The 23,438-nt window shown below is 58.7% G+C and carries 17 protein-coding genes; 9 read left to right on the top strand and 8 right to left on the bottom strand.

All coding sequences use genetic code 11. The features are described from left to right. The first annotated feature begins 36 nt into the window (after positions 1-36). Complete coding sequence (locus tag Poly24_RS10875) at positions 37-1,278, top strand: cytochrome-c peroxidase (RefSeq protein ID WP_145094564.1); 1,242 nt, start codon at positions 37-39, stop codon at positions 1,276-1,278. Positions 1,279-1,486: 208 nt separating this feature from the next. Here Poly24_RS10875 and Poly24_RS10870 read toward each other — a convergent pair whose 3' ends face one another. From Poly24_RS10870 to Poly24_RS10860, 3 genes are read right to left on the bottom strand one after another with little or no spacing between them, the layout of a single operon-like run. Then, positions 1,487-4,666, bottom strand: a complete 3,180-nt coding sequence (locus Poly24_RS10870; protein ID WP_145094561.1) for an efflux RND transporter permease subunit — start codon at positions 4,664-4,666, stop codon at positions 1,487-1,489. Beyond that, positions 4,663-5,892, bottom strand: coding sequence for an efflux RND transporter periplasmic adaptor subunit (locus Poly24_RS10865; RefSeq protein WP_145094558.1), 1,230 nt, complete (start codon positions 5,890-5,892; stop codon positions 4,663-4,665). Before Poly24_RS10865 ends, Poly24_RS10870 begins: the two co-directional genes overlap by 4 nt. 26 nt (positions 5,893-5,918) lie before the next feature. After that, positions 5,919-6,539, bottom strand: a complete 621-nt coding sequence (locus Poly24_RS10860; protein WP_197452485.1) for a TetR/AcrR family transcriptional regulator — start codon at positions 6,537-6,539, stop codon at positions 5,919-5,921. Between the two features lie 222 nt (positions 6,540-6,761). Between Poly24_RS10860 and Poly24_RS10855 the strand changes: the two genes are divergently transcribed. Beyond that, complete coding sequence (locus tag Poly24_RS10855) at positions 6,762-7,508, top strand: class I SAM-dependent DNA methyltransferase (protein ID WP_145094555.1); 747 nt, start codon at positions 6,762-6,764, stop codon at positions 7,506-7,508. A 902-nt stretch (positions 7,509-8,410) separates the two neighbouring features. Here the strand turns inward: Poly24_RS10855 and Poly24_RS10850 are convergent. Both Poly24_RS10850 and Poly24_RS10845 read right to left on the bottom strand, forming a co-directional pair. Next, positions 8,411-8,857 (bottom strand): DoxX family protein, encoded by a 447-nt coding sequence (locus Poly24_RS10850; protein WP_145094552.1) that lies wholly within the window; start codon positions 8,855-8,857, stop codon positions 8,411-8,413. Between the two features lie 214 nt (positions 8,858-9,071). Beyond that, positions 9,072-9,584 (bottom strand): MarR family winged helix-turn-helix transcriptional regulator, encoded by a 513-nt coding sequence (locus tag Poly24_RS10845; protein WP_145094549.1) that lies wholly within the window; start codon positions 9,582-9,584, stop codon positions 9,072-9,074. Between the two features lie 199 nt (positions 9,585-9,783). Here Poly24_RS10845 and Poly24_RS10840 point away from each other — a divergent pair, with 199 nt between their 5' ends. The 4 genes from Poly24_RS10840 to Poly24_RS10825 are packed head-to-tail and all read left to right on the top strand — an operon-like array spanning position 9,784 to position 12,446. Continuing rightward, positions 9,784-10,602, top strand: a complete 819-nt coding sequence (locus Poly24_RS10840) for a hypothetical protein (protein WP_231753575.1) — start codon at positions 9,784-9,786, stop codon at positions 10,600-10,602. Positions 10,603-10,619: 17 nt separating this feature from the next. Beyond that, the gene (locus Poly24_RS10835) at positions 10,620-11,519 is read left to right on the top strand and encodes a metallophosphoesterase family protein (RefSeq protein WP_145094546.1); all 900 of its coding nucleotides are present in this window, start codon (positions 10,620-10,622) and stop codon (positions 11,517-11,519) included. A 17-nt stretch (positions 11,520-11,536) separates the two neighbouring features. Then, a complete protein-coding gene (locus Poly24_RS10830) occupies positions 11,537-12,109 on the top strand; it encodes a sugar O-acetyltransferase (protein ID WP_145094543.1) in 573 nt (190 codons plus the stop codon). Then, positions 12,102-12,446 (top strand): cupin domain-containing protein, encoded by a 345-nt coding sequence (locus Poly24_RS10825; protein ID WP_145094540.1) that lies wholly within the window; start codon positions 12,102-12,104, stop codon positions 12,444-12,446. Before Poly24_RS10830 ends, Poly24_RS10825 begins: the two co-directional genes overlap by 8 nt. 42 nt (positions 12,447-12,488) lie before the next feature. Here Poly24_RS10825 and Poly24_RS10820 read toward each other — a convergent pair whose 3' ends face one another. Together Poly24_RS10820 and Poly24_RS10815 are read right to left on the bottom strand one after the other, a co-directional pair. After that, the gene (locus Poly24_RS10820) at positions 12,489-13,214 is read right to left on the bottom strand and encodes a carboxylesterase family protein (protein ID WP_145094537.1); all 726 of its coding nucleotides are present in this window, start codon (positions 13,212-13,214) and stop codon (positions 12,489-12,491) included. Positions 13,215-13,934: 720 nt separating this feature from the next. After that, positions 13,935-16,979 carry a VWA domain-containing protein gene (locus Poly24_RS10815; RefSeq protein WP_145094534.1) on the bottom strand — a complete coding sequence of 1,015 codons (3,045 nt, stop codon included), beginning with the start codon at positions 16,977-16,979 and terminating at the stop codon, positions 13,935-13,937. Positions 16,980-18,327: 1,348 nt separating this feature from the next. On the opposite strand from Poly24_RS10815, the gene Poly24_RS10810 reads away from it, so the two are divergent. The 3 genes from Poly24_RS10810 (at position 18,328) to Poly24_RS10800 (ending at position 22,006) form a co-directional block, all read left to right on the top strand. Next, positions 18,328-19,350 carry a DUF1559 domain-containing protein gene (locus Poly24_RS10810; protein ID WP_197452484.1) on the top strand — a complete coding sequence of 341 codons (1,023 nt, stop codon included), beginning with the start codon at positions 18,328-18,330 and terminating at the stop codon, positions 19,348-19,350. 206 nt (positions 19,351-19,556) lie between these two features. After that, positions 19,557-20,912 (top strand): dicarboxylate/amino acid:cation symporter, encoded by a 1,356-nt coding sequence (locus Poly24_RS10805; protein ID WP_145094528.1) that lies wholly within the window; start codon positions 19,557-19,559, stop codon positions 20,910-20,912. Then, entirely contained in the window at positions 20,909-22,006 is a 1,098-nt protein-coding gene (locus tag Poly24_RS10800) for an acyl-CoA dehydrogenase family protein (RefSeq protein WP_231753574.1), read from the top strand. Before Poly24_RS10805 ends, Poly24_RS10800 begins: the two co-directional genes overlap by 4 nt. Before the next feature lie 58 nt (positions 22,007-22,064). Here Poly24_RS10800 and pgl read toward each other — a convergent pair whose 3' ends face one another. Beyond that, positions 22,065-22,802: a 6-phosphogluconolactonase gene (gene pgl / locus Poly24_RS10795; protein WP_145094525.1), complete on the bottom strand. Its 738-nt coding sequence runs from the start codon at positions 22,800-22,802 to the stop codon at positions 22,065-22,067. Positions 22,803-23,438 lie beyond the last annotated feature (636 nt).

Raw genomic sequence — 23,438 nt, 5'->3', positions numbered from 1 at the left:
TTTCACCCATCGACATTTCAACTCGGAGAATCCCCTATGCGACCGGTCACGCGATTTTTCACCCTCTGCATGCTGTTTTGCAGCGGTTTAGCCGTGCATGCCGAACAACCCAAAACGACACGAGTGAATCTGGGTGAAGACGGTTTGTTGACGGGCATTCCAGGAGAAGGCCCGTTGACGGAAGCGGAGATCCAGGCCTGGTTGGACAAACCAGAAAACCATCACACGCTGGAAGTCAGTCTGCCCAAGGGGCTCGACGCGTCGGCCGCCAATATCGCAATCCCCGAAGACAATCCGCTGACACGCGCCAAGATCGAACTCGGTCGCCAGCTGTATTTTGACACTCGGCTGTCGTCCGACCAAACGATCAGTTGTGCCAGTTGCCACAGTCCGGATCAGGGCTACGGTGCGACGACTCAGTTCGGCGTGGGCGTGGGGGGACAAACCGGCAACCGGAACTCACCCATCAGCTACAACCGAATCCTCAGCAAAGAACAATTCTGGGACGGCCGCGCTGCATCGCTGGAAGAACAAGCGGTTGGTCCAATCGCCAATCCGATCGAGATGGGAAACACGCACGATGCGTGCATCGAATGTGTGGGGGCGATTCCCGGCTACACGATGCAATTCAAAGCGATCTTCGACGACGGCCTGACAATCGACAACGTAGGCAAGGCGCTCGCTTCGTTCGAACGCGCAATCGTCACCGGACCGGCTCCCTACGACTACTGGAACCCGCTGGCAAAGTTCAAGGAAGTGTTTGCCTTGGACCTCGAAGACATGGAAGCTTTGCGCAGCGAAGATCCCGATCTTGCCAAGCAATACGACGACATGGTCGCCGCGGCGCAGAAGCACCCAATGAGCGAATCGGCGCAACGCGGGATGACGTTGTTCTTCGGCAAAGCCAATTGTGCGTTGTGCCACGCAGGCGGTAATTTTGCCGATGAACAGTACCACAACTTGGGCGTTGGGATGGAAGTGGCGGAACCCGATTTAGGTCGCTTCGTGGTCACGAAAGTTGAAAAGGACAAGGGCGCCTTCAAGACCCCGACACTGCGAAACGTTGCCCTTTCAGGACCCTACATGCACGACGGCAGCCAAAAGACGCTGGAAGAAGTGGTTGCTTGGTACAACAAAGGAGGCCACAAGAATCCTTGGTTGAGCGACAAAGTCAAGGTATTGAACCTGACCGATCAAGAGCAGAAGGATGTGGTTGCGTTTATGAAAGAAGGACTGACCGGTCCCTTCCCGAAAGTTGAAACCAATCGCCTTCCTTAAGGTCGGTCCGACGTGGTAACTCCCGCCCTGCGGGCGGCTCTCTTGCACCCTCCCGACGCGTGTCGGGAGGGCGATCGCAAAATCATCGGGCAACGATTTCGACACCTTCCTCTTTCACGAACGACGCTTCTCCCGTTCGCCTTGCTCCAAGCCACCTTGTGTCGGCCAGAAGCCTTCCAGAGGTCGCCGTTCTCTTTGACAAAGCGCCCTATGTCGGTGCGCCGCTGAACGGACGCGTGGATGTCTCGTGATGCGTCGCGCTCCATTCCATGGGCTCACCATGTCCATTGGAACGGGCATCCGAGCGATCCAACGACTGCTCTACTCGATCGAAGTCTCCGCTATCTTGCCGATGCGCCGCCGCCAACAACAAGTAGAGCGCCGGCACGACAAACAGCGTAAAGACGGTGCCGACCGCCATCCCAGCGACCAGGACGATTCCGATGCTATTACGAGCTTGAGCTCCTGCGCCGGTCACGAAGACCAACGGCAAGTGTCCCAAAATCGTCGCCGCCGAGGTCATCAACACTGGACGCAATCGGGTCTGCGACGCTTCGATGATCGCTGCACGTTTAGCCATCCCCGACTCTTGCAATACGTTGGCAAACTCGACGATCAGGATCCCGTTCTTGGCAACCAAGCCAACGAGCGTGATCAGCCCGACTTGCGAATAGATATTGATCGTGGTGAAGTCTAAAAAGGTTAACGTCAAAACTCCGGTCATCGCTAATGGCACCGATCCCAACAAGACGATTAACGGATCGCGGAACGATTTGAACTGGGCCGCGAGGACCAGATAAATCAGCAGCAAGGCAAAGCCAAGCGTCACCGCCAACGAACCCGCTTCGTTGCGAATCTGCCGCGATTCGCCGGCATAATCGAGCGTCATCGCCGAACCGACCACCGATTCCGCAATGTCCTCTAACACCGTCAGCCCCTGCTCTTTGGTCACACCGGGGAAGACCGCTGCAAAGACTTTGAACGAACTCTGCTGTTGAAATCGGCTGAGTGTCCGCGGCGCGGTTTCGGGTTCGATCGACGCGAAGGTCGATACGGGAATCAATTCCCCCGACGGCCCACGGACACGTAGATCCATCAACGCCCCGGTCGATTGCCGATCGACCGCTTCCAGCTGCGGGATGACTCGATACGAGCGATTGAAATAATTGAATCGGTTGACATAACCGCCTCCCAACAAAACGCCCAGCTCGCGACCGACCGCCGCTTGGTCGAGCCCCAGATCGGCCAGGCGTTCGCGATCGACGATCACGCGGGCTTGCGGCAGATCGACCTTCAGATCGGCATCGACAAACATAAACATGTTCGCCTCCCGCGCCCGCTGCACGATTTCTTCGGCCAGTTCGCGCTGCCGCGATACCGGCAGATCGCTTTTCATAACCAATTCGACATCGAAATTCCCAGCTCCCGGCAGCGGTGGCACAAGCACAGGAAACGCTTCCAGCCCCGGATTCTGCGACGCCGCACCAAAGACTTCCGGCAACATCGCTTGGGTATTGCGATCGCGCTCGTCCCAATCCTTGGTGATCAAGCCGCCGAACCCGCCGCTGGCCGTGACCACGGCCCACATGTAATCGGTCTCTTCGATTCCTTGAAAGCTGCTCGCCAATTGCCCCGTCCACCGCGTCGACGAAGCCAGCGTCGAATCGGGAGCTGCTGTCAGCATCACCGCCACGGCCCCTTCATCCTCCACCGGCGCCAACTCCTTGGCCGAAAACATGTACAACGGAACGGCCGCGGCCCCTGCCAACAAAGTTGCCAACGCGATCGACCAACGCAGCTCCAGAACGCCGCTGAGCAAGCGACCGTAGAAGTTGCGAATCCCCGCGAACATCCGGTTCACAAACCGCGTCATCGCCCCTTCGCGACCGCCGGCCGGAACCAGATAGGCACTCATGATCGGCGACAGCGTGACCGCCACGATCCCCGAAACGACAACCGCCGCAGCCAAGGTAAAGGCGAACTCGCGGAACAGCATCCCCGTCAGACCGCCTTGAAAACCGATCGGCGCGTAGACCGTGGCCAGCGTAATCGTCATCGCCAAAATCGGACCGACAAGTTCACGCGATCCCATTAGCGCCGCCTTGATCTTGTCGTGCCCTTCCTGCAGATGCCGCTGCACGTTTTCGACCACGACAATCGCGTCGTCGACCACCAAGCCGACGGCCAGCACGATCGCCAGCAGAGTCAAAAGGTTTAACGAGAATCCCAACAGATACATCACGATCGCCGCGCCAACCAACGAGACCGGCATCGCGACCAAGGGGACGATCGCCGTTCGTACCGAGCCCATGAACAGGAAGACGACGAAGCCGACGATCAGGATCGTTTCGCTGAGCGTCTTGGAAATTTCCGCCAGCGATTTCGACATGAACTTGGTGCCGTCGTAGGCCAATTGCATGTCGATATGCGACGGCAGATCGGGCTGCAATTTCTCCATCGCCCCCCGCAAACGCGTCGCGACTTCGATCTCATTGCTGCCGGGCAATGGCCAAACGCTCACATAGATCGCCTCGCGCCCACGATACATCGCCGTCGCCGTCGGTTCCTCGCTTCCCAGTTCGACCCGAGCGACATCCGACAGACGGATGATCGTCCCGGGACCGCTGGCCGACGAAGGGGATTGCCAGACGATCAAGTCGTCGAATTCGTCGACGCTGCGGAGGTCGGTGTTGGTCAACAGATCGACCTGCACCGAATCGTTTTTCACTTGCCCAATCGCTGCCAGGAAGTTGTTCCGCTGCAGCGCCGAATAGACATCGCCGGGCGTTAGATTCAGCTCGCTGAGCCGTTGCGGCGAGATCCAGATCCGCATCGCCGGGGTCTGCCCTGCTTCGATGCCTACCTTCTGCACGCCTCTGATAATCGATAGCCGCGGTTGCACGTTGCGAGTCAAATAATCGGTCAGCGCCGGCAGATCGAATCGATCCGACGTGAAGCTCAGATAAAAGGTGGCGTAGGGGCGATCGGCACGGACCAATTCGATCGATGGCGGTTCGGCTTCGGAAGGTAATTCGCTGCGCACCTGCTGCAGCCGCGCGTTCACTTCGGCAAGCGCTTTGGTCGAATCATGGTTCAGATTCAACCGCAGCGTGACCGTGCTGATCCCCGCGATGCTGCTCGATTCCACGTAATCGATCCCCGCGATCGACGAGACCGCTCGTTCGATCGGAGTCGTCAAAAAGCCGCGGACCGTTTCGGCACTGGCACCAAAATAGATCGTCGTGACGGTGATCGAGGTGCTTTCCAGTTTTGGAAATTGTTGGATCGGGAGCGACGCGGCACAGCGAATCCCGACCAAAACCAAGATCAGATTGACCACGATCGCCAAGACCGGGTGACGGATAAAAATGTCGGTGAACGATTTCATTTTCCGGCCTCCATTTCGACGACGTGTTCAATCTTGGTCGCGCTCGTCTGGTCGGCACTGGAAACGGCGGCAGGGTCCGATTCGCCCGCAGCCCGCTGAGCGGTTTGCGAAGCTTCGGCTTGCTTGTCGCTCAACAACGCCCCTTCGTAAACTTTGAACGAACCGTCGGCAACGATCACTTCCCCCGCCTCGATCCCGTCGATCACTCGAGCGACCGCGCTGCCGCCGGAGAGGACGACGACGTTCCGCGCTTGGGCCCGCAGGCCGCTGTCGGTTTCCACCGCCACAAAGACCAGCGATCCGCTGGGCCCCCGACGAACCGCCGTGGCGGGAATCAACCGTGCCGCAATGGGATCGCCATACATCACCGTGACGTGTACCGAATCGTTGGGCTGCAATTTCGCCGGTGGATTCAACAATCGGGCCCGAGCGGTCAGCGAACGGGAAATCGGATTCGCCGACGCGTCCAACGCGACGATCGTGGCCGTTGCGTGTTGTTGAGCCGATCGGACACGTAGCGATACCTCGTCGCCGATCGCAACTTCATCGGCCACGTGCGCTGGCATCGAGAAGTCGATATTCAAATAATCGGAGATCCCTTCCAACGTGGTGATCTCCGTTCCTTCGACCAGATACTGTCCGACATGCAAATCGAACAGCCCGACGTTGGCTCGGAAGGGAGCCCGCAGCGTCTTCTTGTCGATGCGAACCTTCAATTCTTCGATCCCCGCATCGGCCCGCGACAGTTCCGCCTCGGCGACATCCAATTCCGACTCGCTACCCGCATTGATGCGATTGAGTTGTCGCGAACGTTCGACAGTCGATTGAGCAAGCTTGCGCGACGCTTCCAGGCTCTTTAACATCGCCTCTTCGGTGCGGATATCCAACCGCAGCAACACGTCTCCCTTTTCGACAACGCCACCGGGAATCATCGGGATCTCGGTGATCACGCCGGCGAGTTCGGTCTGCAACCGGATCGATTCGGGCGCCAAGACGTTCCCCACGACGACCGAAGATCGGCGGTAGGAACTCGCTTCGGCTGTCGCCACCGTGACCGAGATCGGCATTTCGGGTGGCGGGGGCGCGGCCATCGCGGCCTTGATCTGCATCGTCTTGGCATAGCCGATCGCCGCCAAAATGCCGACCACCGCTAACACGACCAGCACCGATCCGATCGCCGTGCGAAGCCATCGCAGTCGTGAACGGGGAGCAACCGTTTGATTCATCGTTGTCGTTTCCTAAAGTTGTTCGGTTAGTTGTCGGCGATTTCATCGGCGATCAAACGTGTCAGGCTCTGCCGGATCCGTTCGGACCGCGGCCCAATCGTCTCGGGGGGTTCGATCACCGACTGCAGCCAAACCCCGTCGACGGTCGCCAGAACCAATTCCAGAAAATCATCCGAGACGCCATCGCCGCTCAACATCTGATGCAGGGATTCGTAAAACTTCCGGACCTCGTCGCTGTCGCGGCCCCCTTGAATCAAGGCCATCATGACCGCGGCACAATCGCGATCCTCGTCGCATTGCAAAGTGGTCGATTCGCCGAGAAACAAATCGACATACGCCCGCAACCGATTGCCCGATCCAGCCGGATGTGGCTGCGTCGCCTGCCGAACGAGCGCCAGATGCTCCTCCCCGCCCCGATGTAGAAACGCGTTGACCAACGCTTCCTTCGACGGATAATGATGCATCAGCCCCCCCTTGCTGAGACCTGCCTTGCGGCAAACCGCAGACAGCGTCACCGCTGGCAGCCCGCCATCGCGAATTAACACCATCACGGCGTCGAGAATCCGTGTTACCGTGTCGGGCGTTTCAGAAGTTTGATCATTGTTTCCCATTTCGGCGATCATACCGACCGACCGGTCGGTATGCAAGTGACATCCTTCTGAGCTTTCGGCCCGGCATCCCTGAGCGGGTTGCGCCACCGGAGGTTCACGGCGGGTAGCCTTTTTTCAAGGGAATCGAGTCGTCCGGCTCGCCGCCATTGGCTCCACCGCCTGCACGATCGGGATCGATCCGCTAAAAAATGGCGGTAAACCGAACGAAGATCGGGCTCGCGGAGCGGACCGCCCGTTCGAGGACCAAGGAGGTAACAGATGCCAACCAACCCACAAACCGACCGCCTTTACGACGACGATGTCGCGTACATCCATGACGTCGGCTACAGCGGATTGTGTGCGAGCTGGGAGCCGGGGCTGTTAGAGATTTTTTACGCCGCCGGAATCGATCGGGGTACGATTGTCGACCTCGGTTGCGGCGGAGGCCGTTGGACACAGCGATTGGCCGCGGCCGGATTTGCGCCCGTCGGAGTCGACATCTCAGCGGCGATGATCGATCTGGCAACCAAGCGGCTGCCATCGACAGAATTCCACGTCGCCTCGGTCTGGGATTACGAATTCCCCCGCTGCCGCGCCGTGACCGCACTCAGCGAAGTCCTTTGTTATCGAACGCCCTCCTGCGACGATCCCGATCTTTGCGACTTGTTCCGCCGGATCTTCAACGCATTGGAGCCGGGCGGTCTGTTCATCTTCGACGTCACCGAAATCGGACTCGATCAAAATGGCCAGCGAACATTTTCCGAAGGGGAAGACTGGGCCTGTCTGGTCCTCTACGAAAACGACGACTCCAAACAGCGGTTGTATCGACACATCACCTCGTTCCGCCAAGTCGACAGCCTCTACCGCCGCGCGACCGAAACGCACACCGCCCAACTGTTCGACGCCGCCCAGCTCGCAGAGCAACTGAACCAGGTCGGCTTCGAAGTCCGCAAGACGCGAAAATTTGGCACCGCCGACCTCCTACCTCACCGCTGCGGCCTGATAGCGAGCAAACCGCAGGCATGACGAGACATGTTGAAGGGCGTTGCATCAAGTTGCGTAGTGGAAGTCGTCAAGACTTTCGAGCCCTACAGGTCTCGAAAACGAAACTCTCGACGAGTTCCGCTACGAGGTTGTCCGCGATGTATTACGGTTGCAGTCGACTCATCGATCCCGAAGGGATCACAGACGGTAGCCGGAGGTCGACGCGCAGCGGCGCACCTCCGGAACACAACGCCCCAACACGCGATGATCCCGAAGGAATCGCACATCGTTGTGCGCCCCCGCCGGGGGCACCGAGCGTTTTCGGCGTCGTTTCCGGTGGTATTCGCTACGCTCAAACCACCGGCTACCTTCTGGCATCCCTGCGGGATCCGTAGTTGCGGTAGCACATCCCGGAGGGATCACAGACGGTAGCCGGAGGTCGCCGTTCAACGGCGCACCTCCGAAACACAGCGTCCCAACACGCGTTGATCCCGAAGGGATCACAGAAGGTAGCCGGAGGTCGCCGCGCAGCAGCGCACCTCCGGAACACAGCGTCCCAACACGTGATGATCCCGAAGGGATCACAGACGGTAGCCGGAGGTCGCCGCGCAACGCCGCACCTCCGGAACACAGCGTCCCAATACGCGTTGATCCCGAAGGGATCACAGACGGTAGCCGGAGGTCGTCGCGCAGCGGCGCACCTCCGGAACACAACGCCCCAGCACGCGTTGATCCCGAAGGGATCACAGATCGTCGTGCCCCCCTCGGGGGCGCCGAGCGTTTGCGTTCGCATAGCCGGTGGTATTCGCTACGCTCAAACCACCGGCTACCCTCTAGCATCCCAGCGGGATGCGGTAGTGGAGGTCGTCAACGGCCTGTTGATTTTATCGCATGCGAACTTCTTGACGAGTTCCGCTACGGTTTGCCCCCCGCACAACGTCCCCTCACTCCGCGGCCGGTTTCTCTTCCATTGCCGGTGGCGGCGTGCGATTGTCGAGGCTCATCGGGCCGGAACCTTGGGCCATCAGGAAGATCATCGTCCCCATCATCGACAGATTTTTCATGAACTGAATCATCTGCATCTGTTGGGCTTCTCCTTCCATCGTCCAGAAGTCGTGGAAGAAGTAGGTCGCCAAGACCAGAAAGACCAACAGCAGCGTCGCGCCGATGCGAGCTTTGAACCCCAGGATGATCGACAGGCTGCCGGCGATCAGAAACACGATCGCCCCGGCCAACATCACCTTCGGCATCGGCACGCCTTCGGAGCCCATGTAGGCGGCGACGTCATTAAACTTGGGAATCTTGTTGCCGACCGCACTCATCAAAAAAATGGTCGCGATCATGATCCGGCCCAGTACGGCGGCGACACCTTGAAGGGGGTTGCTGTTCATCTTTTGTGGCTCCTCGAAAATTGAAGTGGTGGTTGAGTCATGGGACAGGTCCCGAACAAAGGAGCTGCCGATTGGAAATGCTTCGTTGTGGGGATAATCCCAATTCAAACCGTCTATCGATAAAACGCGTCGACAGCGGCAAACTTCACTCGTTTTTCATACTCGCTGGGATCTCTGTTGATGCATCAAGCATGCGGCAAAAAGGGGAGACGACTCAATCGTCCGCCGCGTCGAGTCGGCTGCGGGCTTTCTCCAACAGATGGTTCAGTTGCGACAGTTCGCTGCGATCGAGGTGCTTCAGAAGCTGCTTATGCAACGTTTCAACAGGTCGATCTAACGGTTCCAAAACGTCGAGCCCCTTATTCGTGATCGCGACGTTGACCACGCGGCGATCGACGGTGCTGCGGTCTCGGCTGACGAAGCCCTGCTTTTCCAGTCGATCGATCAAACCGGTGATCGCGGGTACGACCTGGATCATCCGATCGGCAATTTCCAGGCTAGGGAGCGGTTTTCCCTCTCCACGCAAAATCCGCAACACGTTGTATTGTGAACCGGTCAGGCCATACTTCCTGAGAAGCCGGCAAAACCGATTTTGAAATTGGTCGCTGGTCCGCAGCACATTCAGCACCGCTTCTTGATGCGGCGACGTGAACGGAGCCTTCTTCTTGAGCTCTTGCTGCAGCGGTCTCGGGTCCTGCGTCGGCTCACTTTTCTTGTTTGGTGACATGGCAATACTTTACGCGACAACCATTTGCAAGTCAAGCGAAAAGAGCTGCACGTTTGGGGAGGACAACGGGCAAACTCGAGTCAGACTCCGACCTCGTCGACGATCCGCTCGCGCGGACATCGGGAACTGGTAGAATTGGCCTCTGAAATCACCAATGAACCACCCCTCGAATTCCCCACCCTATCGAAAGAGTCGACGGATGAAACTTGCCCCAATCGCTTTCCTGATGATCCTCGCGGCCGTGGTCGCTCCCGGCCTGTCAGCTGCTGACACCACACCTGCCGCAAAACCTGCCTCCACATTTCCCATTCAAGTCGATTGCGAAGGGACCTACCCTCACCACCTGCAAGGCGTCTGCACCGATGGCGATGCGATCTACTGGAGCTTTACGACGACGCTTGTCAAAACCGACCTCGACGGCAAAGTGACGGCCAAAATCCCGGTCGCCAACCACCATGGCGACCTGTGTGTCGACCAAGGCAAGATCTATGTCGCCGTCAACTTGGGACGCTTTAATGATCCCAAGGGGAATGCCGATTCTTGGGTCTACGTCTACGATGCTTCGGACCTGAAAGAAATCGCCCGCCACGAGACTCAAGAGGTCTTCCACGGTGCCGGCGGAGTTGGCGTTCGCGACGGCAACTTTTACGTCGTCAGCGGTCTGCCAGCCGACCTCGAAGAAAACTACGTCTACCAATACGACGCCGATTTCACCTTCGTCAAAAAGCACGTCGTCTCGAGCGGGCAAACGTTTTTGGGCATCCAATCGGCCGCATTCGCTCACGACCGCTGGTGGTTCGGTTGCTACGGCAGCCCTGCCGAAACGTTGGTCACCGACGCTAACTTCAAGATGATCGGACGCTACAAATTCAATTGCTCTTTGGGCATCGAAAAACTCCCCGGCGGTGAACTGCTGGTCGGCAGCGGTCGTTGCAGCAAAGGGACCGGATGCACCGGACGCGTGACTCGCGCGGTCCCCGACGCGGCGAACGGACTGAAACTGCTCCAAACCAAATAAACAATGGGCTCCATCCGATGAACCAACAACAAAAAAGTAAACTGGGCGAACGCCGCGCGTTCATGAAAAATGGAACGCTGATCCTTTCAGCTGCCGCCGCCGCACCGGCCACGCTGTTAGCCGCCGACAAACCCGCCGGCGTGCGCGTCGCGTTGGTAACCGATCTGCACTACGCCGACAAACCGCCGGGCGGATCGCGACACTATCGCAAGACCTTGGGCAAGCTGGACGAAGCGGCGAAGCAATTTGAGCAAGAGCAGCCGCAGATGCTGGTCGAACTGGGCGATCTGATCGACGCCGCTGATAGCGTTGAAACCGAAAGCCGCTACCTGCAGACGATCAACCGTCCCTTTTCGGCGATCTGCAAAGACCGCCACTACGTGCTGGGGAACCACTGCGTCGATACGCTCAAGAAGGAAGAGTTTCTCGGGGCGGTGGAGCAGCCGAAATCGTATTACTCGTTCGATCGCGGCGGTTTCCACTTCATCGTGCTAGATTCCTGTTTCCGCAGCGACGGCCAGCCGTATCAACGCAAGAACTTCACGTGGACCGATGCCAACATCCCACCGGCGGAGCTCGAGTGGTTGGCCGCGGATCTGAAGTCGAACGACAAGCCGACGATCGTCTTCGCGCACCAGCGATTGGACGTTAGCAACCACCATGGCGTGAAAAACAATGCTGCGGTGCGCAAGTTGTTCGAAGAATCGGGCAAGGTGTTGGCGGTCTTCCAAGGGCACAGCCACCGGAACGAGCTGAAGGAAATCCGCGGCATCCATTACTGTACACTGGTGGCGATGGTCGAAGGGGGCCAGCAGGCGACCAACGCCTACACGCTGCTGGACGTCCAGCCCGACAGCACGCTGAAAATCACCGGCTTCCGCAAACAGAACAGCTATCTGTGGGAGCCGCAAGCCTAACGATAAGGTTTACCGCATTGCAAAGCGAACGAGAGAAGATGCTTGCCGGCGCGTTGTACGACGCGTTGGATCCGGAATTGGTCGCCGACCGCGAGCGTGCTCGCGACCTCTGCCACGACTTGAACGCTTCGCGCGAGCGGGACCAGGATCTGCGACGCCGCCTGCTGACCGAACTGTTGGGCAGCGGCGGTGATTCGGTCTGGATCCAGCCGCCGTTCTATTGCGACTACGGCAGCAACATCCGGCTGGGGCAACGCGTCTATTTCAATTTCAACTGCGTCGTTCTGGACGTCTGCGCTGTCGAGATCGGCGACTTCACCTTCTTCGGTCCGGGCGTGCAGATCTACACTGCATCGCATCCTTTGGAAGCCAAGCTGCGGCGGACGCAGGAGTTCGGCAAACCGGTCTCGATCGGGTCGGATGTCTGGGTCGGGGGCGGCGCAATCATCCTGCCGGGCGTGACGATCGGATCCCGGACCGTGATCGGTGCAGGGAGCGTCGTCACAAAAGACATTCCCGAGGGAGTGCTCGCGGCGGGGAATCCCTGTCGCGTGATCCGCGAGAACATCGCGGGGGATTCCGATGAGTGAAGAGGCAGCCGCGCGGCCAGGCAATCTGCTGGCCAACCTTCCCCAAAACGTCCCCGAGGAATTGACCGAGATCCTCGCGTCGGGTAGCGGTCTCCGCGTGGAGCGGATCGTTTCGACGGGGCATCGCAGTCCAGACGATTTCTGGTACGACCAGCACGAGCGCGAGTGGGTGCTGCTGCTGCAAGGGGCTGCGACGCTGCAGTTTGCCGATCCGCCGGAATCGATCGATCTGATCCCCGGTGATCACGTCGACATTGCCGCGCATCGCCGCCACCGCGTCGAATCGACTTCGGCGACCGAGCCGACCGTTTGGCTGGCGGTCTTTTATCAGGACTGAATCGCCGCGGGCCAGCCGCGGCGGGGCAAACCTTTGTTTCTATCAGTCCTCTTTGGCAACGCGTTTTTGTGCCAACAACCACTCATAGAACGCGGGGTTGTTGTAGGTTTCGGTCCACGAATCGTGGCCAGCTTCGGGATAGATCGTCAGCTTCGGCTCCGCCCCTTGCCGCTTCAAAGCGTCGATCATCGCCTGCGTTCGCTCCAACGGAACCGCTGTGTCTTTGGCACCGTGGAACGCCCAGACCGGAACGTGTTTGAAGTTCCTTGTCGAACGAGGTTCACCGCCGCCGCAGATCGGTGCGATCGCGGCGAAACGATCGGGACTGAACGCCGCCAAGCCCCAACTGCCAAAGCCCCCCATGCTCAATCCGGTCACATAGACGCGGTCCTGATCGACGTTGTGCGTCGCAATCACATCGTCCAACAACGCCGTCAATTCAAACTCTCGCCACCAGCGACCTTTGGGACATTGAGGCGAGACGACGATAAACGGAAACTCCTTCCCCTCTTCGATCAACCGAGGCGGGCCGTGCATTTTGACAAGGTTCAAATCATTGCCACGCTCACCCGCTCCGTGAAGGAACAGCACCAGCGGCCACGCTTTCTGCTGGTCGTAGTCCTTCGGCAGGTACAACAGATAATCCATCTCCACTTCCACCTTGGCTTCCAGATGGACGGCAGTTTGATCCGCAGCGTCGGCGGCCGTGGGAACCAAAAGACAGACTGCACCGCTGCAAACGATCAATAGACAGGCAAGAAGACGCATCGCAAGTTGGCTCCATCGAGGTTGGGAAAGCGGTGTATTGTAAACACCCGCCGTCGGCTGATGCCACAAAATCGGTGGCACGGGTTGGAGTTCAGGGTGCCACGGGCTCTGCCCCTGTTTCACTCGGCTGCACTGGCGGAGCCAGTGGCACACGGAGGAGAGCACATGCTGGAATTCGGGGTGCCACGGGCTCGGCCCGTGCTTCACTCGACTGCACTGGCAGAGCCAGTGGCACACGAAGGTCGAGCACGTGTTGGAGTCCAGGGTGCCACGGGCTCTGCCCGTGCTTCGTTCGGCTGAACTGGCAGAGCCAGTGGCACACCAAGGTCGAGCACACGTTGAAGTTCGGAGTGCCACGGGCTCTGACCGTGCTTCACTCGGCTGTGCACTGGCAGAGCCAGTGGCACACGAAGGCCGAGCACACGTTGGTGTTCAGGGTGCCGCGGGCTCGGCCCGTGCTTCACTCGACTGCACTGGCAGAGCTAGTGGCACACGGAGGAGAGCACACGTTGGTGTTCTGGGTGCCACGGGCTCGGCCCGTGCTTCACTCGACTACACTGGCGGAGCCAGTGGCACACGGGGGTGGGCGCAAGTGTCTTGGTTCGTTGGACAACGCCGCGTTAACGCCCACCGGTGGATACTTCAAATCGCAACTCGGACTTGCCCAGCAACACGTTTCCGGCGTCGCTCGCTGCTTCGATATCAGGCGGCATGTCTCGGCTAAGATTCGTCCGACTTTCGCCGCGCCGCCCGCTTCGCTTCCAGCAACCGTTCGGTGTAGCTCTTCTCTTCTTTTTGTGGCTCTAGACTGGCTGGAGTTCCCGTCGGTGGTCGATTTGTCGACGTCGGCGCGGCAGCGGATGTCGAGCTGCCCGGCGTCGGATCGCCTTGCGGTTCGAACCGCGTTGCCGAGCGGCGGCGATCGAGTTCCTCGTTGATCTCCAGCTTGCGGCTGCGCAGCGCTGCCATCCTCTCGGTCTGTGAGTTCTCGGCGTCGCTGGGGTGTCCGCGACGGGAGGCCAGCAAGCGGCCGATCCAACTGAAATCGATCGCTACGCGGCGGATGAAGACATCCCCCAAGAAGATGCAGCACCCGGCCAAAACAAACAGCGGCCAGACGTCGCGGATGCTGCGGGCATGGGCCAGTCCGCCGCGGAAGGTGGCGTGATCGGTCAGCGCCCCGATGCTCGACTTTTCCAACGGCTCGGTCAACTGGCCCGCTTCGCCTCCGCTCGGCTCGGTATCGGCGAGCGCCTGCAGCAACGCTTCGTTGACTGTGCGAACGCGGAATTCGTTGCTGTAGGGAACCGTCACGCCTTGCGACAGCGGCGCTTCGCCGGCGGCGGGCACGACGTTTAAGAAGTAGCTGCCCGATTCATCCGCCGCAAATTCGCCGACGTAGCGCCCCGGCGCGACCTGCCGCATCTGCAGCGGCAGCGGGCTGAGATCGGGTCCGATCGCCGAGGCGTTCATATCGAGAAAGTTAAGGAAGTCGTCCTCTTTGTCGAGCGCTTCGACGACCACGCGAACGCGGCCATCTTCGACTTTGGTTGCCATCGTAAACTTGCCCGTGTCGCCGCTGGGCCGCATGATCCAACGGACCAACTGGCTGTAAAACTTGTCGTATCCATCCCACTGCGGCCAATCGGTTGCCCAACGCTTTCCGGTGTCGGTTGTCATCACCGCAGCGCGGCCCAGTCCGTAGGTCCAAGCGGCGAGAATCGTTTGGTTGTCGGGCTGTTCGGGCATCGGCGAACGGATCAAGACCTGAGCCAACGGACTCTGTTTGACTTCGGTCAGCACAAATCCGGAGATCGGTGGCAAGGGGGCGTCGATCCCTTCGAGGACCGGATGCCGCAGGGAGATCTGCGGCGTGGCGCCGCCAGGCGGTTCGTAGACCAACGGACGCGAGACGCGACGGGCTTCGCGTTGATAGATTTTGGGAAGCGCTTTGGGGCTTTTGGCTTCGTAATATTTGCCGCCGGTATCTTTGGCGATGTCGCGCAAACGATTGCTGCCGATCGTTCCGTGCGATGCGACCGCGACGGTGCTGATCTTGATTCCCGCGTTGGCGAATCCGCGGATTGTTCCGCCGGCCGCTGGGCTGGGATCGCCATCGCTGATGATGATGCAGTGTTTCAATGAGGCTTGGTTCGCGTTCAGTGCAGCCAGCGTCATCTGCATCGCGGGATCGAACTGGGGCATATCGCCCGGCGTCATCCGGCTGACCGCTGCCAGCATCGATTTGCGATTCCCGCTGCCGACTGGCAACAGCCCCGTTCGCCCGCCCCACAACCATTGGTCGCCGCCGGCGGCCCAGTGGATGATGCCGCAATAATCGGCGGGGCCAAGCGCTTCGATCGCGCTGCGTGCGACCACCTTCTGCCAGTGATTCCCTTGAGCCATCTCCGAGGCGTGCATGATCATTGCCAACGCGCCGATCGCCTGCACCTTGGTGTTGCGGATCTGAAAATCGACCGGCATCGCTTCTTCAAGTTTCGTTCCCGCCCAACCGCCAGCGCCAAACGCATCGGGACCGCCGAGCATCAGAAGACCGCATCCGAGCTGTTGGGTGTTGCGGACGAGCATCTCGATATGATCGTCGTCGAATCCGCTGATCGAATCGGCATCCTCGCCACTGGTCCGCGGCACGCCCGCCATGATCACTGCGTCGTAGGCCTGCAGTTCAGCCATCGACGTGAACAGATTGTTGCTGGGCATGACAACGATCTCGATGTCCGCTTTACGCAGCGTCTCGATCATCTCGCGATATTCGTCCGGCTTGGCCCAATCTTCGATCAACAACACGCGTCCCTTGCCGCGGACATACGTGTAAGCCGATGCCTCGTTATTCTGGCTGACCGCATCGCTAGCCGGATCGTCCGGAACAAAGCGGGCTTTATAGGTGTAGGGAGCGGGTTGGTCGATCGTGTGGCGCAGCGGAAAGACCGTCGGTTTGTCGGGGTCCAGCGTGATCGCTTCGTTCAGCAGCACCTGTTCGTCGCTGCCCAGTTTGCGAGTCACCTCCAACCGCCCCGGGATCGGTTTCTTCGATTCGCCACTGGGAGAATAGTTGTTGATCACCACGCGCGCTTCAAACGGTTGGCCGCGGCGGATATCGGGGGGGAGATCGATCTTTTCGACCAGCACTTCCGACGTCGCATCCAACTGGACCGGAACGACATCGATCCCGATGCCCGCTCTGGCGATTCGCGTCGCCAACTGACTCGCGTCGCCAAGGTTTTCATTCCCATCGGTCACGACGACGATCCGCCGCGAGGTGTCGTCGGGCATCGCCGCCTGAGCCAACTTGAGCGCCGCCTCGAGATTGGTCGCATCCTTGCGGCCGAGGTAACTTTCCAGGCGCCGGAGATCGGGAATGTCATCGTCAAAGGGGGGGATCTCGACGGCCGCCTCTTTGCCAAAGACGATGATTCCGGCCCGGTCGGCGCGCGCCGTGTTGCGTTGGGCGGCGACGTTGCGGATCACGTATTGCAGCATTGCATCCCGTTTGGCCGCCGGGATGCTCTCGCTTTGATCCAACAGATACATGACCGTCATCCGGTCGTCGGTCCAGACAAACTGAACTCCGGCCAGCGCCAAGACGATCGCCGCGGCAACTAGCGTGCGCAACAGCAACGCAAAGGATCGCCGAATCGGCCCCAGCAACGCCAACCCGCGATAGCTGGCGATCCAAAGGACGGGGATCAATACCAGCAGGGCCAAGTAGCCGGGATGCTCAAAGCCAAGCCGAAGGCCAAACATGTCGGATATTCCTAGATGGATTCTTATCGTCCGTTGATTTCTGCAAAACAGGCGGATCAGCCGCTCCCCTGAATCCTCCGATTGTATCGCGCCGTGGCGGCCGGGACACACCGGCAAACGGTTCCGCCCAGCGCACGGCGATGCTTCGGAACCGGCAAACCCGCTAATTCACACTTGTCGCCGCTGCTCGAGGAGTCGCCGCTGACCATGAATCGCTGGAAACATCGCTTTGAAGAGACAGACGAGCCTTGCGAAGCCCCCTGAGTTGCGTGTGGCTCCAATGACAACAGCGCTCGCAATCACACGACATTCCGTGCAAGCGTCCCAGCCCCACGACGGCTCACGGCCTGGAATTTAGGAAGGGGTAATCCCCTCTACATCGGCAGCTTGGGCAGCATCCTCGCCAGCAACCGTTCCCTCGCACCACCCGATCCCGAAAGCTTCCCTTGGAGCATCACCTCAAAAACACTTCGGCACCTCCATTTTCACCAACGACCGATTGGAAGGAGGGTTCCCTATCGAAAGAAGAACACTTCGTAGCGAGAAGTCCAAAAGACACAGAAGAAGGGCATAACCTACCACTAACAGACGATTACAGGGACTTTCTAACACGCAGCCCAAATGCACCGATGGCCACGAAATGGAGTTTCTCTAGTCGATTCGCGTTTTAGAGGAAACAAGTCGAAGTAGAGATCGATACCTAGAGCGACCGGACGTTCCCCAATTTCCCTAAAAATACAGATCCAAGAAAATACTAACTGTCCGTTCAATGGCTGCCTAAGGCGTACGGAATATCACCAAAGGTTCTCGCCTGCCGCCGATTGCAACTCTGGTTGAACAGGCAGTGAAGAGTGTTGGGCAAGCTACCAGCCGTTGTTTCCCAATGAACGCACCGGAGGTCGTGCCATCCGTCGCGAAACAAATCACCGTGGAAAATTCCTGGGCGATTCGATTGTCGAAGATTTTATAAAATTGTATCGGTACAACTGGCATCCACCTGCGTTGTGGTGGTAGGGAAAATTGTTCATTTCACCGAAACTTGTTAGCCGAATCGCAGTTGAATGTTAGAATGAAACAGACAATACCGACACGGTCGGCCTACCTTGACGATGTTTTTCGCTCTCATTAGCTTTTTGGCTCGCTGAAATGCAAACAATCTCGATGTAAAGAGATTCCCGCAAGGAATTACAAGCATAAAGACTTCGCTTGGATTCCAGGTGCATGCCTTCAAGCTCTTTACCGGCCTGCATCGACTTTTCGTTCCCCGTCCACTTGAACTGGCTAGAGGTCTGTTTGCACGATCTCGAGGCACAGTATTTCCAACCCTTTTTCAATGGAGCATCTTTTGATGCCACGACGCAGCAGAATCGGTTTCACCCTTGTGGAACTACTTGTAGTCATTGCTATTATCGGCATTTTGGTCGGTCTGTTATTGCCAGCGGTTCAAGCAGCTCGCGAAGCGGCACGACGGATGCAATGCAGCAACAACCTCAAGAATGTGGCCCTCGCCTGCCACAACTATCACGACACCTACAAAACATTCCCAGCGGGCTGGGTCAATCAAACACTTCCAACGATGACGACGAGTGAGTCGAAATGGGCGTGGAGTGCATTGATTTTGCCGTTTGTTGAACAAGCACCACTGCACGATCAGTTGAATGTTGGCGGCAGCCGCATTGGAGCCAATCTAACCAACACCACGACCCTAGCGATGATGCGCGTGCCAATCAGCACCTTCAAATGTCCTTCGGACGTCGCTCCCGACTTGAACAGTGAAACCTATCGGAAGCTGAAGAACTCGGCTCCTGCTGACATCGATGTTGCATCTTGCAGCTACGTTGGTACCAACTCCGTAGGCGACGTGATCATCGTCGGTAAGCTCGGTGGTGCGACGGGCACGATTTCAGCAAGTGGTCACCAAGGTCTTTTCTTGGAGAACACGAGCGTCAGTTTCCGCGATATCATCGACGGCACCTCGAACACGTTGATGTTTGGTGAACGCCGTTGGCAGCACAAGAACTCGACGAACAATACTTTCGTCATCGATGGTGCGGCAACCCTCTTTGGTGTTCAACAGACAGCGACGGGCAGCATTCCAAACTACAATCAGTGGTTAAGCTCTGCTGTAGGCACCTCGCGTGGCCGAATCAATTACGGCCTTGGGGTTGCGAACGTCGCAAACGCTAGTTTCTCCAGCTACCATCCCGGCGGTGCTCAGTTCGCCCTGGCCGACGGCAGCGTAAAGTTCGTCACCGAAACGGTTGAATTCAGCACAAACGCGGCTCAAGAAAACGCCGATGCGTCGCTAGTCGACAGCGTCTACGAAAAGATGATCGCTCGCGACGACGGACAACCTTTCCAAATGCCGTAACCATTGGAGTGATCGATCAAGGGCGTGCTATGAGTTCGCCCTTCAATCACCACCGACAAATCGCGACAGCGGACCGAATTCGATCGGTCCGCTGTTTTCGTTTGTCCAAAGGCGTGAGGAGCACGGGGCTTGCTTGCAAATCGTGCCAGATTCGATAGCGTATAGCTTTGCCGCCGCTTGCCCTCCTCGAATCCTAAGAGCCGCACATGTCGTCACCTCGTCTTGCCCTTCACTGGCAAATTCTCCTGGGCATGCTCGCCGGGCTAGTCTTTGGACTGATCGCGTCGCACTTTGGATGGATCCAGTTCACCTCCCATTGGATCAAGCCGTTTGGGCAGATCTTCGTCAACATGCTCAAGCTGATCGCGATCCCTTTGATCATCACCTCGCTGATCAAAGGCGTCTCCGACCTGCAGGACATTTCGAAATTCTCGCGGATGGGTGGCCGCACGATCCTGTTGTATTTGTTCACGACCATCGTTGCCGTCACGCTGGGATTGGTCGTTGCCAACGTGATCGCTCCTGGCCGTTCGATCACCGAACAGACGCGCAATGACCTGTTGGGCAACAATGCCGATGGGCAAGCGAAATCGACCCAATCGCTCCAGATCGATAAGATCAAAGCCGAAGCGGCAGCGACCAAATCGCAAGGCCCACTGCAACCGTTGATCGACATCGTCCCGGACAACATCTTTTCCGCTTCGTCGTCGAATCGGAACATGTTGCAGGTCATCTTCTTCGTCGTCTTCTTCGGAATCGGCTTGATCCTGATTCCAAATGAATCGGCCAAACCGGTCAAGGACTTCTTCGATGGCTTGAACGAAGTGATCCTCAAGCTTGTCGACCTGATCATGCTCGCCGCCCCGTTTGGCGTCTTCGCGCTGTTGAGTTCATTGATTGTCGAAGCGCCAGGCGCCGACCTGCTGATCGCCCTGTCGGTTTATGGTTTCTGCGTTCTACTGGGACTGGGGCTGATGGCGTTTGTTTTTTATCCCGGTTTAGTCGTCCTGTTTACTGGCCGCAGTTATGCTTCGTTTTTCCGTGGCATCTCCCCGGCCCAACTGCTTGCCTTTTCGACCAGTTCCAGCGCCGCGACGCTACCGGTGACGATGGAACGCGTGCAGGAGCATCTTGGAGTCGACGAAGAGGTCGCCAGTTTTGTGCTGCCCGTCGGAGCGACGGTTAACATGGACGGCACCAGTCTGTACCAAGCCGTTGCTGCGATGTTCATCGCCCAAGCGTACAACATCGACATGACCCTGGGCGATCAATTGACGATTGTCTTGACTGCCACATTGGCTTCGATCGGGTCCGCCGCGGTACCCGGTGCCGGGATGGTAATGCTGGTGATCGTATTGGGTGCGATTGGCGTCCCTGAAGAAGGGCTGGCGCTGATCTTCGCCATCGACCGTTTGTTGGATATGTGCCGGACCACCGTCAATGTCACTGGTGACGCGACCGTGGCAATGCTGATTGCCAAAAGCGTCGGCATGCTTCACGATCCTCCCGTCGACCACGATCCGACGGCAAGCGAAGTTCTGACACAGGAGCAGCCGCAATGAATCAACCCGCAGACAATGCAGCCGTTGAAGTCGTGCAGGCTCCCGAGTCCGCTGCGATGGACGCCTTGTGCGATCGGCTGCAGACGCTCGCCGACCAGACCGACCGATCGGGTGATTGGCCGGCGGCGCAGTTGCACCTTTGTGCCGCGGCGGGAGTCTTCCGTTGGTTTATGCCTGCCACTGCGGGCGGGTTTGGATGGTCCGACGCCGATCAAACGCGAGGTTATTTGCGGCTGGCCGCTGCCGACCTGACGACCACATTTGTCATCACCCAGCGGATGGGAGCATGCCGACGGATCGAAGGCTGCGAAAACGAAACGCTTCAAAAACGCTGGCTGCCGCCGCTGTTGGATGGCAGTCAATTTGCGACGGTCGGAATCAGTCACCTGACGACCAGTCGTCGCCATCTGAGCACGCCGGTGCTGCGAGCTGAAGCGGTCGGCGACGGGTATCGCTTGTCGGGTTACAGCCCCTGGGTAACGGGCGGGGCGCACGCGGATGTGATTGTTGTGGGAGCGACGCTCGACGACGGCCGGCAATTGTTGGCAGCCGTCCCCACCGATCGCCCAGGCGTCGTGGCGGCAGCCGGTATCCCGTTGGTTGCCCTTTCAGCCAGCGCGACCGATCGAGTCGATCTGCAAGATGTCGCGATCGGCCCCGACGATTTGATCGCCGGACCGATCGAAGATGTGATGAGTCAAGGCGTCGGCGCGGGGACGGGCGGTCTGCAGACGTCGACTCTGGCGATTGGACTATCGAAGGCGGCTGTCGATTTCCTGGCGGCTGAGGCGCAACAACGCGAAACGCTACTTCCGGTCGCCGAGCAACTGCAGACCGAGGTCCGCAATTTAGAAGTCGATCTGTTGAGTGTCGCTAGCGGCAACCAGGTCTGTTCGACTGCCGACCTGCGCGGCCGGGCCAATCGGTTGGCGCTGCGAGCCTCTCAGGCGGCGTTGACGGCCGCCAAAGGCGCCGGCTTTGTCCAGGGACATCCCGCGGGACGCTGGTGTCGCGAAGCACTCTTCTTTCTGGTTTGGAGCTGCCCGCAACCGATCGCCAACGCGCACCTGTGCGAATTGGCCGGTATCGAATAGGTCGACGAGTAGATGCTGCGGCGAGGGACGCTGCAGCGGCAACTCCATCCTTCGTTGACTATGCCGTTTCGGGTATCGCATCGGCAGCGATCATCCATCGCAGATTGCCGGTCACCGGGCGGATCAATTGCGATGGAAACTCCGACGGCGCTTGGCGATCACCCCAGACATGCTGTAACGCTTCGCGCTTCCCAGCACCGCCGATCAGGAACCAGACGTTGCGAGCGGAATTGATCGCCGGAGCGGTCAGCGTTTGGCGGAAGGTATCAAATTTTTCAACCCAGTTTTCGACAAACAAACGGTCGTTGGCGTCGATCGCTGTCGTTTGTGGGAAGAGTGACGCGGTGTGCGCATCGTCTCCCATTCCCAACAGCACCAGGTCCCAGTCGAGCGAATCGCCGCCGAACTGCGACTTCAAAGTCGCTTCGTACGCGCTAGCAGTGGCTGCGGGATCATCGGGATCGATCGGCACGCGGAAGACGTTCGCCTCGGGAATCGGCACGTGATCCAACATCGCCTCGCGGACCATCCGGAAATTGCTGTCGTCGTGCTCGGGCAGCACGTTCCGTTCGTCTCCCCAGAACAATTCGATCCTGGACCAATCGAACGCCTGCTGGTTCTCGGCCATCAATCGATACAGCAGCTTCGGCGTCGAACCGCCCGCCAGCGCGATCCGGCAGACGCCGCGAGCTGTGATCGCATCGCAACACAACGGGATCAAATCGTCGCATGCCTGACGGCTGATACTGGCGATGTCGTCAAAAACTTCGAGCGATCCAAGCGTTGGTTTAGTCATGATTTCCTGTAGGTCTGAGCGTCAAAGAGGTATCGATTCCCATCGCTTTTAAAATGTTCGCGATGAGCTGCAAGCAGTCGTTTGCTATCCGCACCAGATTAAAGCAGGACCGCACAACACTCCACCCTCCCACAAACGAAGTTTGGCAGGGGAGGGTCGAACCAGCGAAGCGAGGTTCGGAGATGGGAGTCCACAAGGCAATTCCGCATCGATCGAAACAGCGTAAGGCCCTTCCAGGAAAACTGGCTAAACGCTCGTTTTCCGACCCTCCCGGCTGCGCCAGGCGGGTGAAGTGCCTGTTGCCAACGCGAGACTTCACCCTCTCACAAACGAAGTTTGGCAGGGGAGGGTCGAACCAGCGAAGCGAGGTTCGGGGAGGGGAGTCCAAAAGGCAATTCCGCATCGATCGAACCAGCGTAGGGCCCTCCCCGAAAAACTAGCTAAACGCTCGTTTTCCGACCCTCCCGGCTGCGCCAGGCGGGTGAAGTGCATGTTGCCGGCGCGAGACTTCACCCTCCCACAAACGAAGTTTGGCAGGGGAGGGTCGAACCAGCGAAGCGAAGTTCGGGGAGGGGAGTCCACAAGGTAATTCCGCATCGATCGAATCAGCGTAAGGCCCTCCCCGAAAAACTAGCT

Source organism: Rosistilla carotiformis (genome assembly GCF_007753095.1).
GTDB lineage: Bacteria > Planctomycetota > Planctomycetia > Pirellulales > Pirellulaceae > Rosistilla > Rosistilla carotiformis.
The sequence above is the reverse complement of the archived record's forward strand: the minus strand, read 5'-3'. Positions and strand labels throughout refer to the sequence as shown.

Coding starts and splice junctions, on each gene's coding strand:
- Poly24_RS10810 (WP_197452484.1), top strand. CDS start 18,328: ATGCCACGACGCAGCAGAATCGGTTTCACCCTTGTGGAACTACTTGTA.
- Poly24_RS10825 (WP_145094540.1), top strand. CDS start 12,102: ATGAGTGAAGAGGCAGCCGCGCGGCCAGGCAATCTGCTGGCCAACCTT.
- Poly24_RS10875 (WP_145094564.1), top strand. CDS start 37: ATGCGACCGGTCACGCGATTTTTCACCCTCTGCATGCTGTTTTGCAGC.
- Poly24_RS10800 (WP_231753574.1), top strand. CDS start 20,909: ATGAATCAACCCGCAGACAATGCAGCCGTTGAAGTCGTGCAGGCTCCC.
- Poly24_RS10870 (WP_145094561.1), bottom strand. CDS start 4,666: ATGAAATCGTTCACCGACATTTTTATCCGTCACCCGGTCTTGGCGATC.
- Poly24_RS10855 (WP_145094555.1), top strand. CDS start 6,762: ATGCCAACCAACCCACAAACCGACCGCCTTTACGACGACGATGTCGCG.
- Poly24_RS10815 (WP_145094534.1), bottom strand. CDS start 16,979: ATGTTTGGCCTTCGGCTTGGCTTTGAGCATCCCGGCTACTTGGCCCTG.
- pgl (WP_145094525.1), bottom strand. CDS start 22,802: ATGACTAAACCAACGCTTGGATCGCTCGAAGTTTTTGACGACATCGCC.
- Poly24_RS10835 (WP_145094546.1), top strand. CDS start 10,620: ATGAACCAACAACAAAAAAGTAAACTGGGCGAACGCCGCGCGTTCATG.
- Poly24_RS10850 (WP_145094552.1), bottom strand. CDS start 8,857: ATGAACAGCAACCCCCTTCAAGGTGTCGCCGCCGTACTGGGCCGGATC.
- Poly24_RS10845 (WP_145094549.1), bottom strand. CDS start 9,584: ATGTCACCAAACAAGAAAAGTGAGCCGACGCAGGACCCGAGACCGCTG.
- Poly24_RS10840 (WP_231753575.1), top strand. CDS start 9,784: ATGAAACTTGCCCCAATCGCTTTCCTGATGATCCTCGCGGCCGTGGTC.
- Poly24_RS10865 (WP_145094558.1), bottom strand. CDS start 5,892: ATGAATCAAACGGTTGCTCCCCGTTCACGACTGCGATGGCTTCGCACG.
- Poly24_RS10820 (WP_145094537.1), bottom strand. CDS start 13,214: ATGCGTCTTCTTGCCTGTCTATTGATCGTTTGCAGCGGTGCAGTCTGT.
- Poly24_RS10805 (WP_145094528.1), top strand. CDS start 19,557: ATGTCGTCACCTCGTCTTGCCCTTCACTGGCAAATTCTCCTGGGCATG.